Consider the following 11,889-nt stretch of genomic DNA (forward strand, 5'->3'; position numbering starts at 1 on the left):
CTTCGGCGGTTCAGGCCTCGATCATCTCTCTCACCTTGGACGTCAGGTGATCGAAGGCAAAGGGCTTGGTGATCATCTGCATGCCGGTATCCAGAAAACCCGAGCGAGCGGCTGCGTGCTCGGCATAGCCGGTGATAAACAGCACTTTCAGCTCAGGCCTTAGCTGCCGGGCTATTTCCGCCAGTTGCCGACCGTTCATGCCGGGCAGGCCGACGTCGCTGATCAGCAGGTCGATACGCTGATCGGACTCCAGGACCGGCACGGCACCTCGTGCGTCGCCTGCCTCTACATAGGCATACCCCAATTCGCTGAGTACCGAGCTGACCAGAGCCCGCACGGAGGGATCGTCTTCGACTATCAGGATCGTTTCGCCTTCTCTGGCGCAGATAGTATTGCCCTGATAGCTCTGTTCGTTTTCGGGCTGATCGCCCTGGAAGCGTGGCAGAAACAACTGCACGGTCGTGCCGCGCCCGACTTCGCTCTGTATGGCGACATGACCGTGAGACTGCTTGCTGAAGCCATAGATCATCGACAACCCGAGGCCGGTACCCTGGCCGATGGGTTTGGTGGTAAAGAACGGGTCGAAGGCACGGCTGACAATGGCTTCGGGCATGCCGCAACCATTGTCGCTGACGTTCAGGACCACATAATCGCCCGGCAAGAGGTTTTCATGGGCGTTGGTGAACGACTTGTCCAGCCGCTGATTGAACGTCTCGATCTGCAACTGCCCCCCATCGGGCATGGCGTCCCGGGCATTGAGCACCAGATTGAGCAGGGCATTTTCCAGTTGGTTGGGATCGGCTTCGGCGGTCCATAGCTCGGCGTTCAGGCGCATGTCCAGGTGAATGCTTTCATTGAGGCTGCGCTGGATCAGTTCCCCCATGGAGCTGACCAACTGGTTCATCTCCACAGGCTTGGAGTCCAGCGACTGGCGTCTGGAAAACGCCAGCAGTCGATGGGTGAGGGAGGCTGCCCGGTTGGCGGAAGTCACGCCCAGATCGATCAGTTTATCCAGGTCGTCGAGTCGGCCTCGCTCCAGGCGGCGCCTGATCATTTCGAGACTGCCGATGATGCCCGTGAGCATGTTGTTGAAATCGTGGGCGATGCCGCCAGTCAATTGGCCGACGGCCTCCATCTTTTGTGACTGGCGCAGGATCTCTTCTTTATGGCGCAGTTGTGAAGTGCGCTCTTCGACCTGCTGTTCAAGGGTTTCGTTGAGGCTTCTGAGCTGGGCTTCGGCCTGCTTGCGCTCAGAGATATCGGAGGTCACTCCGGACAATGCGCTGACCTGGCCGTTCTTGGCCCGTATGGCCCGTGCGCGTACATCGACCCAGTTGACCGAGCCGTCTGGCCAGATGTCCCGGTATTCAATAATGAAATCGACGCCCGTATCCAGGCTGCGCTGCAAGGCTGATTGCATGCGTGGCTGATCTTCGGGGTGAACCGCTTCCAGCCAGTCGTCGTAGGTGAAGTTTTCGTGCTCTTCGCGGCCATAGTGGGATTTGCTGATGGCCGAGCAGGTCAGAACCAGAAATCCGGCTTCCAGTTGCCACGAGCCGAGCCGACCCGCCTTGAGGGCGTTTTGCAAACGCCTCTCACCCTCCACAAGATCCTCCATGCGTGCCCGAGCCTCGTACTGGCGTCGACGGCCGCGTACGGCCGTTGACACCAGGCTGACCAGCGTGATGGGGTGGAAGGGGCGCTCCAGGAACGTGATGTTGCCCAACAGGCTGCCCAGCCGTGCCGAAGGGTTCTGGTCCGGGCCGCCATGGTGAGTGAGCAACACGATAGGCAGGTCGGACCAGGCGGGCTGGTTGGCCAGAAGGCTCACCAGCGGATCGATATCCGCACCGTGCAGTGCCTCATCGGCAATGATCGCGAGTCCCGCTCCGGCAGCCAGCTCCTGGCCAAGTTCGTTGAGGTCGCGGGCAATCGTTGCCCGATAGCCCGCTTCCTCAAGGATCATTACCGCAATCTGACTGTCACGTCCTCTGGGGGCCAGAATGACAGCCCGTTCCGATAGCAATCCGCTGACACTCACTCGTCTTCATCCTTGAGCAGTGGCTTGCTTTCGCCAACGTAATCGGGAGCGCCTCGCAAGACACCCTGAAAGGCTGATAACGGCTCGCCTATTCTCAGGCCGCTCCTGCCGATGCGGTATTCGCGAATCGTCGATTCGTGAGTGCCGGTTCGTTTCTTGATGATGGATATGGCCCTGCGTATCTGGCCGAGCGCTTCAAAGTAGCGCAACAGGATGACGGTGTCTGCCAGATAGGTAATGTCCACTGGCGTTTGCATATCGCCGACCAAGCCGTGTTGAGCCACGGTCATGAAGGTCGAGGCTCCTTGTCGGTTGAGATAAAGCAGAAGTTCATGTACGTGCAGAACCAGTGAATTCTCTTCCGGCATTGCCGCCTGATAGCCGTTGATGCTGTCGATGACAACGGTCTTGATCTGCTTGTCATCCACGCAGCGGCGGACCCGATGGGAAAACTCCCCCGGAGACAATTCGGCAGCGTCCACCTGTTCGATCATCAGGTTGCCCGTGGCCTGCAAGGCCTTGAGGTCGATGCCTATCTTTTTCATCCGGTCAAACAGCAGGCCCAGTTCTTCGTCGAAGATAAACAGGCCGACCCGTTCGCCACGAGAGACGGCTTCTGCGGCGAACACCAGTGCGATCAACGATTTGCCAGTGCCGGCCGGGCCGAGGATCAGCGTACTTGAGCCGCCATCCGTACCCCCGCCGAGCAAGTCGTCGAGTTCCTTGATGCCGCTGCCAAGTTGCGTGCGGATGTAGTCGTTACGGTGTTCGGCCGCGACCAGGCGCGGGAACACATGGATTCCGTCTTCCATGATGGTGAAGTCATGGAAGCCGCCGCGATACTTCTGACCGCGATACTTGACGATCTTGATGCGCCGCCGCTCTGCGCCATAGTTGGGTGTCAGTTCTTCCAGGCGGATGACGCCGTGGGCGACGCTGTGTACGGTCTTGTCCAGAGACTCCGTAGTCAGGTCGTCGAGCAGAATGACGGTTGCGTCATAGCGAGCAAAATAATGCTTGATGGCCAGAATCTGCCGTCTGTAGCGCAACGAACTCTGCGCCAGCAGGCGAATTTCCGAAAGGCTGTCTATGACTACGCGAGTTGGTCTGATGCGTTCCACCACGTCAAAGATCTGCCGTGTTGCTTCCCCCAGCTCAAGGTCAGAGGAGTACAGCAGGCTTTGATGCTGCTCGGTATTGAGCAGGGTTTCAGGAGGCGTCAGCTCGAAAATCTCGATATGTTCATCCAGTTCCCAGCCATGGGAACGCGCTCCCTCACGCAGCTCTCGTTCGGTTTCCGATAGTGTGATGTACAGGCCGACTTCACCCGCTTGCGCACCCGCCAGCAGAAACTGCAGCGCGACGGTGGTCTTGCCGGTTCCGGGTTCCCCTTCGAGAAGGAAAACGTGATTGCGTGAAAGACCTCCTGACAGGATGTCATCCAGACCGTCTATACCGGTTACCGCTTTTGACTTTTCCAAGTATTGCCCTCTTGTTTCCGAATGCAGGCAATGAATCTGGACCCCTTGAGGCCTCGACGGTTCATACTTTTTATATGGCAGGCCATGGAGCATGGCCGATTTGCGGTCCGGGAAATGTCACAAAAGTCGCCTTACGACAGCCGTGAAGGGCTTGGTATAGTCCGCCTCAGACAGACAATAACCACCCTGAGGATAATGCCGTGTCCGACTACCAAACCTTTCTCGTCGAGCTGACTGACCACATCGCTCATGTGCAGCTTAATCGACCGGACAAGGTCAATGCCATGAATGCCGCTTTCTGGACCGAAATCATCGAGATATTCCAGTGGGTCGAGGAAAACGACGAGGTTCGCGTCGTGGTTCTGAGTGGTGCGGGCAAGCACTTTTCCTCAGGGATCGATCTTGCGTTGCTGGCCTCCATCGCCGGTGAAATGGGCAAGGATGTCGGGCGCAATGCGCGTCTGTTGCGGCGCAAAATCCAGCAGATGCAGGCTTCGTTCACTGCCGTGGACAACTGCCGCAAGCCGGTGCTCGCGGCGATTCACGGTTACTGCCTGGGCGGTGCCATCGATCTGGTTTCCGCGTGTGACATGCGTTATGCAGCGGCTGATGCGCAGTTCTCGATCCGCGAAATCGACATGGGCATGGCAGCTGATGTCGGCACCCTGCAACGCCTGCCACGAATCATTGGCGATGGCATGATGCGTGAGCTGGCCTATACCGGGCGCACGGTCGGCGCCGAAGAAGCCCAGCGCATCGGTCTGGTCAACAGCACTTTTGCCGATGCGCCGAGCCTGCTGGAAGCTGTCTTTGCCATCGCCCGTGAAATAGCCGCCAAGTCGCCAATTGCGATAGAAGGCACCAAGCAGATGATCGCCTACATGCGCGATCATCGTATCGATGATGGTCTTGAGCACGTTGCCATCTGGAACTCTGCCATGCTGCAATCGGTCGATCTCAGGGTGGCAATGGCTGCGCACATGAGCAAACAGAAGCCGGTTTTCGACAATTAAGGAGTTCTTGTCATGACACGCCCGGCGCGTTGGACAACTGCAGTTCTGGATACGTCAGCAACAGGTGGCTGGGCCGTGGTTCATGGTGATCAGGGTTTTCTGCTTGACGGTAATGGCGTCATGTTTCCCAGGGAATGGCTAAAGCGCCAGGACCTGCCGGTGCAAAGCGAGCATGGCATCGGCCACTTCGATGGCGAACCGGTCTATGTGCTGGTGCTCGATCGGTCGGTGGAGGTCGAAGGCTGTACCTGGCAGGGGCTGCGCCAGTTCATGTTGCAGGGGGATTTTGCGATCTATCAGAAACTCGGCTATGCGGCGCAGATCAGCACCTGGGCTCGCGAGCATCGATTCTGTGGTGCCTGTGGCCGCCCGACGGTGCAGATTCCCGGTGAGCGGGCGATGTACTGCGAGCATGACAACCTGCGTTTCTACCCGCGCATCTCGCCGAGCATGATCGTGCTGATTACCCGTGGCGATGAAATCCTGCTGGCTCGTTCACCGCGTTTCGTGACCGGTGTCTACAGCACCCTGGCCGGTTTTGCCGAGCCCGGCGAGTCGGCCGAGGATTGCGTGCGTCGGGAGGTGATGGAAGAGGTGCAGATCCGCATCCGCAACATCACCTACATGGGCAGCCAGTGCTGGCCATTCCCGCATTCGATGATGCTGGGTTTCCATGCCGAATATGAGAGCGGTGAAATCGTGCCTCAGGCCGATGAGATCGAAGATGCGCGCTGGTTTCATGTCGATGACCTTCCGCCGTTACCGGCCAGCCGTTCCATTGCGCGCTATCTGATCGAGTCTTACCTGGCCCGTCGTTCAGGCGCCCCCGAACCAGTGTTGCCAGGCTAGGCGCACGGTCAGGCCGAGTACCACGATGATGAATACCGGACGAATGAATTTGGCGCCGCCCTTGATGGCGGTGCCTGCGCCGAAGTAGGCGCCGAGCATCACTGACAGGCCCATGCTCAGGCCGATGACGAAGTCCACCTGGCCCGAAAAGATGAATATCGACAAGGCAACGGCATTGCTGACGAAGTTCATGCTGCGTGCCACGCCGCTGGCCTTTACCAGATCCACCGGGTACATCATCAGCGTGCTGACGGTCCAGAAAGCGCCGGTGCCCGGGCCAGCCACGCCGTCATAGAAGCCCAGTGTCAGGCCCTGAGGCAGTTGCCATTTCTTCCTGATCGGCGCGTTGCTGTCCAGTGGCGCCTTGGGCGTACCGCCGAACAGCAGGTACAGACCGCAACCGAACACAATCACGGGCAGCATCTGATTGATCCATTCGGCAGGCAGGTAATGGGCGATCACCGCGCCGATTGCAGCGCCCACGGCAGTGCCTACCAAGGCATGAGCCCATTGCCGGGGATGGAAAAGCTTGCGGCGGTAGTAGGTGAAGCTGGCGGTTGCAGAACCGAAGGTCGAGCTGAGTTTGTTGGTGCCCAGCACCAGATGCGGCGGCAGGCCGGCCGTCATCAGGGCAGGGGTGGTCAACAGCCCGCCGCCTCCGGCAATGGCATCGATGAATCCGGCAATGAAGGCAACAACGATCAGAATGGCGAGGGTGGCAAGGTCGACACTGAGTTCAAAAGGCATGATCGGTACGGCTTATAGGGCAGGGGGCAGAATGGCTGCCCGAAGGCGCGCATTCTACTCCCCTGTTTGCCCTGTGTCAGACAATGGTCGAAGGCGTTTTTCAGATTTCACCCAGTCCGACCCAGCGCTGTTCGCGTGCTGCGAGACGAATCGCTGCTGCCAGGCGTTCGATCTGCCAGGCCTCTTCAAAGTCAGGCCCTCGCTTGCCAACACCGCACACGGCCTGAATCAGTGAATGCACTTCCAGCGCCTTGAGCTCGTTGTACCCCAGTTGATGGCCGGGCGCCGGGCAGAAGGCGGCATAGCCTGCCTGGGCCGGACCTGCGAGTATCCGCTGGAAACCATCGCGTCCGGTTGCGCCGCTGCGATAGATGCGCAGCTCGTTCAAGCGCTCCTGATCGAAGGTCAGAGTGCCGCGGGTGCCGCTGATTTCAAAGCTCAGATGGTTCTTGTAGCCGTGCTTGAGCCAACTGCTGCTGAAGGTGCCGCGTGCGCCACTGGCAAAGCGCAGCAGGGCATGAGTCTGATCGTCCACCGCAATCGAACGCATCTCGTTACTGCCGCGGGTGGCGGGGCGCTGGCGATGCACGGTGCTTGAATCGGCGCATACCGCTTCGATATCGCCCAGCAGGTAGCGGGCCATGGCCAGCAGATGGCTGCCAAGATCGGCCAGTGCGCCACCGGCATGCTCGGCTTCACAGCGCCAGGACCATGGCGATGCCGGGTCGCCCATGAAGTCTTCGCTGAACTCTCCCTGGAAACTGATGATTTCCCCCAGCTCTCCCGCGTCGATCATTTCTCTTGCGAGGTCGATCATCGGGTTGTGCTGATAGTTGTAACCCACTTGCGTCACGACGCCTGCGGCCTCGGCACTACGGCGCATTTCATCCGCCTGGGCCAGGCTGACTGCCAGAGGCTTTTCGCAATACACCGCTTTTCCTGCAGCGATGGCGGCCATGGCCATGGGGAAGTGCAAATGATTGGGCGTGGTGATCGCGACGATCTGTACCTGAGGATCGTCGATCAGTTGTTGCCAGTCACTGTGGCTGCGCTCAAAGCCCCATGCCTGAGCACATTGCCCGGCGCGGGCACTGTCTGCATCGGCGAGGGCTGCGAGGTGAATAGGGGCAGGAAGTTCAAAGGCTGCACTGACATTGCGAAACGCCAGGGCATGGGCGCGGCCCATGAAGCCGGTGCCGATCAGGCCGATACCCAAGGGTGCGGGGAGGGGGTTTTTCCGCATGACAATCTCCGTGATGGATTATTGTTTTCGGAAAATATATTCCACAAATTATAATTATGGAAATTTAATTCTTGTTTTGTTGGTGTGGTCATTCTTCGCGAATGAATTCGCTCTCACGGGGAGTGGGGGATTCATTCGCGAAAGGATCAGGAAAGAAACCCGCCATCCACATTCAGTGCGACCCCGGTCGTGTAGCTCGACGCTTCACTGGCCAGATACAGCACCGCGCCTGCCATTTCGCTGGGAGCAGCCACGCGCTTGAGGGGGATCTGGGCCAGTGCCATGTTGAGGATGGCGTCGTTCTTGACCAGCGCCGAGGCAAATTTGGTGTCGGTGAGGCCCGGCAGCAGGGCATTGCAGCGGATACCGAACGCTGCACATTCCTTGGCGAACACTTTGGTCATATTGATGACCGCCGCCTTGGTTACCGAATAGATGCCCTGGAATTGCCCTGGCGATACGCCATTGATCGAGGCCACATTGATGATGCTGCCGCCACCGTTGTCGCGCATCAGCTTGCCGGCTTCCACCGACATGAAGAAATACCCGCGAATGTTCACGTCCACGGTCTTCTGAAAAGCCCCGAGGTCCGTATCCAGCACATTGCAGAACTGCGGGTTGGTGGCTGCGTTGTTGACCAGCACGTCCAGACGTCCGAACTGTTGGCGAATCTGCTCGAACACGTTTTGAATCTGTTCCATTTCACCGATATGACAGGCGATGGCTGTCGCCTTGCCACCTTCGGCAACAATGGCATCTGCAACCTGCTGGCAGCCCTCGATCTTGCGGCTGGAAACAATCACGTGTGCGCCTTGCTGGGCCAGCAGTCTGGCGATGGCTTCACCAATGCCGCGACTGGCGCCGGAAACGAAGGCGATCTTGCCATCAAGGTCGAATAACTGGGTTCTGGACATGGTGGTTTCCTTGGGTCACTGCACTCAAAGGCTGGATTTTTCGATCACTTGCAGGCTCGTGCGCTCCAGCAGCAGGTTCATCTGGATGAACTGTGCGAAACGTTTGTCCTGAGTCTGGCCGTGGAAGAAACGGTAGTAGATCTGCTGCACGATGCCCGCCAGACGGAACAGGCCATAGGTGTAATAGAAGTCGAAATTATCGATACAAATGCCTGAGCGTTCGGCGTAGTAGTCGACAAACTGCTGACGAGTCAGCATGCCCGGGGCATTGCTGGGCTGGCGACGCATCAGTTGCACGGGCGCAGGGTCGTCGGCCTGAATCCAGTAAGCCAGGGTGTTGCCCAGGTCCATCAGCGGATCGCCCAGCGTGGTCAGTTCCCAATCCAGCACACCGATGATGCGCATCGGGTTTTCGGGGTCGAGAATCACGTTGTCGAAACGGTAATCGTTGTGCACGATGGCCGGTTTCGGATGGTCGGCGGGCATTTTCGCTACCAGCCAGTTCCTGACCTTTTCCCAGGCGGGAGCATCGGGAGTCATGGCTTTCTCGTAGCGCTCGCTCCAGCCCAGAATCTGCCGTTTCACATAACCCTGCGGCTTGCCCAGGTCCGCCAGGCCGCAGGCCTGATAGTCGACCTGATGCAGCTCCACCAGTTTGTCGATGAAGCTTTTGCACAATTCTTCGGTCTGCCCGGCATCCAGGTTCAATTCCGGCGGCAGGTCCGAGCGCAGGATGATGCCCTTGACCCGCTCCATGACATAGAAGTCGGAGCCGATCAGGCTTTCATCGGTGCAGTGTGCATAGGCTTTCGGGCAGTAGGGGAACGCATCCTTGAGGCCGTTGAGAATGCGGTACTCGCGGCCCATGTCGTGAGCCGACCTGGCTTTTTGCCCGAATGGCGGGCGGCGCAGAACGAACTCCTGTCCGGGGTAGCGGACCAGATACGTGAGGTTCGAGGCACCTCCCGGAAACTGGCTGATCTGCGGCAAACCGCTGAGACCGGGAATCCGGGTTTTGAGGTAGGGATCGATGAGATGTGCGTCCAGCTCTTCACCGGGACGAATATCCGTGGACTGGTCGGTTAGCGCCATGCTTATTCCTGCTTATTATGGTCTGCCAGGATCATTGGCTAATCTAATGAACGGCGTGTCTGCGAACAACCTTGGGCGAGCCTTATAGGCTAGCGTGTTGCCCGTCGATCAGCCGGTTTGATTCAGGCGAAAAAAAACCGAAGCCATGAAGCTTCGGTTTTTTGTGCGTCGCAAGAATCAACTCCCTGATCAGACCGGGAATAAATCGCTCAGCTTCATGGCCAGCATCATATCGCCTTCGGCGCGCAGCTTGCCGCCCATGAAAGCCTGCATGCCATCGGTTTCGCCGCTGACGATGCCTTTGAGGGTTTCGCTGTCCATGATCAGGGTCACGTTGGCGTCAGGGTTCTCGCCTTCCTGCAGTTCGCAGGTGCTGTCCTTGACGATCAGGGCGTAGTGCTTGCCTTCGTCAGTGATGTTGAAGCCGAAAACCAGGTCCAGGCCCGCAGCGGCGCTTGGGTTGAACTTGGCTTTCATGGTTTGGACAGCTTCGGCTACTGAGGTCATGGTTTTATCCTTTTATGGTTGGTTCTGGCGCCGGTCAGGGCGCGGTTGGCCGGACTCAGCGGTAAGTGATGAGTTCCGGCACCTTCAGCAGTTGCAGGTGTGTGTCACTGTTGAAGGAAGCCAGGGTCACCTTGCTGCCACTGAATTCCAGCCGGTTCAGCGAGGTGTTGACGATATGCCAGTTAAGCTCGAATGCCTGCTGTGCGGGCATTCCGGTAACAAGGTGCAGCAAGGCCGTAATGGTGCCGCCGGAAGTGAACACGGCGATGCGCTCACGTTTGCCGGCAGTTTCGATGATTCTGTCCAGGCCAGCCTTTACGCCAGAGACGAATGCCAGCCAGCTTTGCATGCCCGGTGTGTCGTGTTTGCCGCCCAGCCAGCGGCTGACGATCTGCGCAAACAGTCGCTGGAACTCGGCCGGGTTATGACCGGCATTGCGCAGGATGTGCAGGGCGTCGGGTTCATCGGGCAGCATCTCGGGTATCAGGGCACGCACGACACCTTCGGCATCGAATTCATTGAAAGCGCTGTCGATTTCCAGTGCGGGCGGTTCAAGACCGGCCTCGGCCAGTTGTGCCAGGGCATTTTGCGCGGTGTCTTTCTGGCGCCGCAGACTGCCGGACAGGCAACGGTCCAGGCGCAGGCCCATCTGTGCCAGATGCGCGCCCAGTACCTGAGCCTGGCGAATGCCGACAGGCGACAGCACGTCGTAATCGTCTGCACCGAATGAAGCCTGGCCATGTCGTATCAGATAAATGCTGCCCACGTCCGTGTCGTCTCGGTACGTTGAAGGTCCGGCGAGGTTATGGGGGATGGCCGGGGCCTGTCAACGAAAAAACATACGCTCGTTTGAAATTGCTGTTTTAACTATTTGCAATATGTAGCGCGCTGGTGAACCTCCTGGCTCGTCGGTATGCTGGAGTCATCGCAGCCCTTGACTGGAAAGGGCGCAACGCAAGTGAGGAGCATCTGTGGATTTTGTCGCTGATTACGCAAGTTTTCTGGCCAAGACGGTTACGCTGGTCATTGCCATCGTCATCGTGCTGGTGGCTATTGCGTCAGTACGTGGAAAAGGCCGTCGCAAGTCGGCAGGACAGCTTCACGTCACCAGGCTCAACGAGTTCTACAAAGGTCTGCGCGAGCATCTGGAACAATCGTTGCTGGATAAGGATCGCCTCAAGGCCTTGCGCAAAGAGCAGGCCAAGGCTCTGAAGAAAGAGAAGAAACAGGCCGAGCCCGAGGTCAAGCCACGGGTCTACGTGCTGGATTTCGATGGCGACATCAAGGCTTCTGCCACCGAAAGCATGCGTCATGAAATCACCGCATTGCTGACCATGGCCACTGAAAAGGACGAAGTGGTCCTGCGCTTGGAAAGCGGCGGCGGCATGGTTCACAGCTATGGCCTGGCTTCATCGCAACTGGCGCGTATCCGTCAGGCGGGGATTCCACTGACCATCTGCATCGACAAGGTCGCGGCCAGCGGCGGTTACATGATGGCTTGCATCGGCAACAAGATCATCAGCGCACCGTTCGCGATCCTCGGTTCCATCGGCGTCGTGGCGCAGTTGCCCAACGTCAACCGTCTGCTGAAAAAGCACGATATCGATTTTGAAGTGCTGACCGCAGGCGAGTACAAGCGCACTCTGACCGTGTTTGGCGAAAACACCGAGAAGGGCCGCGAGAAGTTTCAGCAGGACCTGGACATCACCCATGATCTGTTCAAAGGCTTCGTCGCCAGCTATCGCCCGCAGTTGTCCATCGATGAAGTGGCCACCGGTGAAGTCTGGCTGGGCATGGCGGCTATTGAGAAACAGCTGGTCGATGAGCTGCAGACCAGTGATCAGTATCTGGCCGACCGGGCCAAGGAAGCTGAGGTCTTTCACCTGAACTACGCCCAGCGCAAAAGCCTGCAGGAGCGGGTAGGGCTGGCGGCTGAGTCATCGGTGGATCGACTGGTGACCGGCTGGTGGAGTCGGTTGACCCGGCAGCGGTTCTGGTGATG

At 58.4% G+C, this 11,889-nt stretch carries 11 protein-coding genes; 3 read left to right on the top strand and 8 right to left on the bottom strand.

Annotation, left to right across the window (positions count from 1 at the left end):
- Positions 1-10: 10 nt before the first annotated feature.
- Both KGD89_RS11130 and KGD89_RS11135 read right to left on the bottom strand, forming a co-directional pair.
- A complete protein-coding gene (locus KGD89_RS11130; protein ID WP_025259858.1) occupies positions 11-2,041 on the bottom strand; it encodes a response regulator in 2,031 nt (676 codons plus the stop codon).
- Positions 2,038-3,522, bottom strand: a complete 1,485-nt coding sequence (locus KGD89_RS11135) for an ATPase domain-containing protein (RefSeq protein ID WP_025259859.1) — start codon at positions 3,520-3,522, stop codon at positions 2,038-2,040. Before KGD89_RS11135 ends, KGD89_RS11130 begins: the two co-directional genes overlap by 4 nt.
- Before the next feature lie 200 nt (positions 3,523-3,722).
- Between KGD89_RS11135 and KGD89_RS11140 the strand changes: the two genes are divergently transcribed.
- On the top strand, positions 3,723-4,535 hold the full coding sequence (locus tag KGD89_RS11140; protein ID WP_025259860.1) for a crotonase/enoyl-CoA hydratase family protein: 813 nt from the start codon (positions 3,723-3,725) through the stop codon (positions 4,533-4,535).
- Positions 4,536-4,547: 12 nt separating this feature from the next.
- Complete coding sequence (gene nudC, locus KGD89_RS11145; RefSeq protein ID WP_025259861.1) at positions 4,548-5,384, top strand: NAD(+) diphosphatase; 837 nt, start codon at positions 4,548-4,550, stop codon at positions 5,382-5,384.
- Here nudC and KGD89_RS11150 read toward each other — a convergent pair.
- From KGD89_RS11150 to KGD89_RS11175, 6 genes are all read right to left on the bottom strand, one after another.
- On the bottom strand, positions 5,352-6,131 hold the full coding sequence (locus tag KGD89_RS11150) for a TSUP family transporter (RefSeq protein WP_025259862.1): 780 nt from the start codon (positions 6,129-6,131) through the stop codon (positions 5,352-5,354). The genes nudC and KGD89_RS11150 overlap by 33 nt on opposite strands.
- 100 nt (positions 6,132-6,231) lie before the next feature.
- Entirely contained in the window at positions 6,232-7,374 is a 1,143-nt protein-coding gene (locus KGD89_RS11155; protein WP_025259863.1) for a Gfo/Idh/MocA family protein, read from the bottom strand.
- Positions 7,375-7,520: 146 nt separating this feature from the next.
- Entirely contained in the window at positions 7,521-8,288 is a 768-nt protein-coding gene (locus KGD89_RS11160) for an SDR family oxidoreductase (RefSeq protein ID WP_025259864.1), read from the bottom strand.
- A 24-nt stretch (positions 8,289-8,312) separates the two neighbouring features.
- The gene (locus KGD89_RS11165) at positions 8,313-9,380 is read right to left on the bottom strand and encodes a phosphotransferase family protein (protein ID WP_025259865.1); all 1,068 of its coding nucleotides are present in this window, start codon (positions 9,378-9,380) and stop codon (positions 8,313-8,315) included.
- Positions 9,381-9,569: 189 nt separating this feature from the next.
- Complete coding sequence (locus tag KGD89_RS11170; protein WP_025259866.1) at positions 9,570-9,887, bottom strand: SCP2 sterol-binding domain-containing protein; 318 nt, start codon at positions 9,885-9,887, stop codon at positions 9,570-9,572.
- Positions 9,888-9,942: 55 nt separating this feature from the next.
- The gene (locus KGD89_RS11175) at positions 9,943-10,653 is read right to left on the bottom strand and encodes a histidine phosphatase family protein (RefSeq protein ID WP_025259867.1); all 711 of its coding nucleotides are present in this window, start codon (positions 10,651-10,653) and stop codon (positions 9,943-9,945) included.
- Between the two features lie 205 nt (positions 10,654-10,858).
- On the opposite strand from KGD89_RS11175, the gene sohB reads away from it, so the two are divergent.
- Positions 10,859-11,887, top strand: coding sequence for a protease SohB (gene sohB / locus KGD89_RS11180; protein WP_025259868.1), 1,029 nt, complete (start codon positions 10,859-10,861; stop codon positions 11,885-11,887).
- Positions 11,888-11,889: the final 2 nt, after the last annotated feature.

The organism is Pseudomonas cichorii (genome assembly GCF_018343775.1).
Lineage (GTDB): Bacteria > Pseudomonadota > Gammaproteobacteria > Pseudomonadales > Pseudomonadaceae > Aquipseudomonas > Aquipseudomonas cichorii.

Coding starts and splice junctions, on each gene's coding strand:
- KGD89_RS11150 (WP_025259862.1), bottom strand. CDS start 6,131: ATGCCTTTTGAACTCAGTGTCGACCTTGCCACCCTCGCCATTCTGATC.
- KGD89_RS11170 (WP_025259866.1), bottom strand. CDS start 9,887: ATGACCTCAGTAGCCGAAGCTGTCCAAACCATGAAAGCCAAGTTCAAC.
- KGD89_RS11165 (WP_025259865.1), bottom strand. CDS start 9,380: ATGGCGCTAACCGACCAGTCCACGGATATTCGTCCCGGTGAAGAGCTG.
- nudC (WP_025259861.1), top strand. CDS start 4,548: ATGACACGCCCGGCGCGTTGGACAACTGCAGTTCTGGATACGTCAGCA.
- KGD89_RS11160 (WP_025259864.1), bottom strand. CDS start 8,288: ATGTCCAGAACCCAGTTATTCGACCTTGATGGCAAGATCGCCTTCGTT.
- KGD89_RS11155 (WP_025259863.1), bottom strand. CDS start 7,374: ATGCGGAAAAACCCCCTCCCCGCACCCTTGGGTATCGGCCTGATCGGC.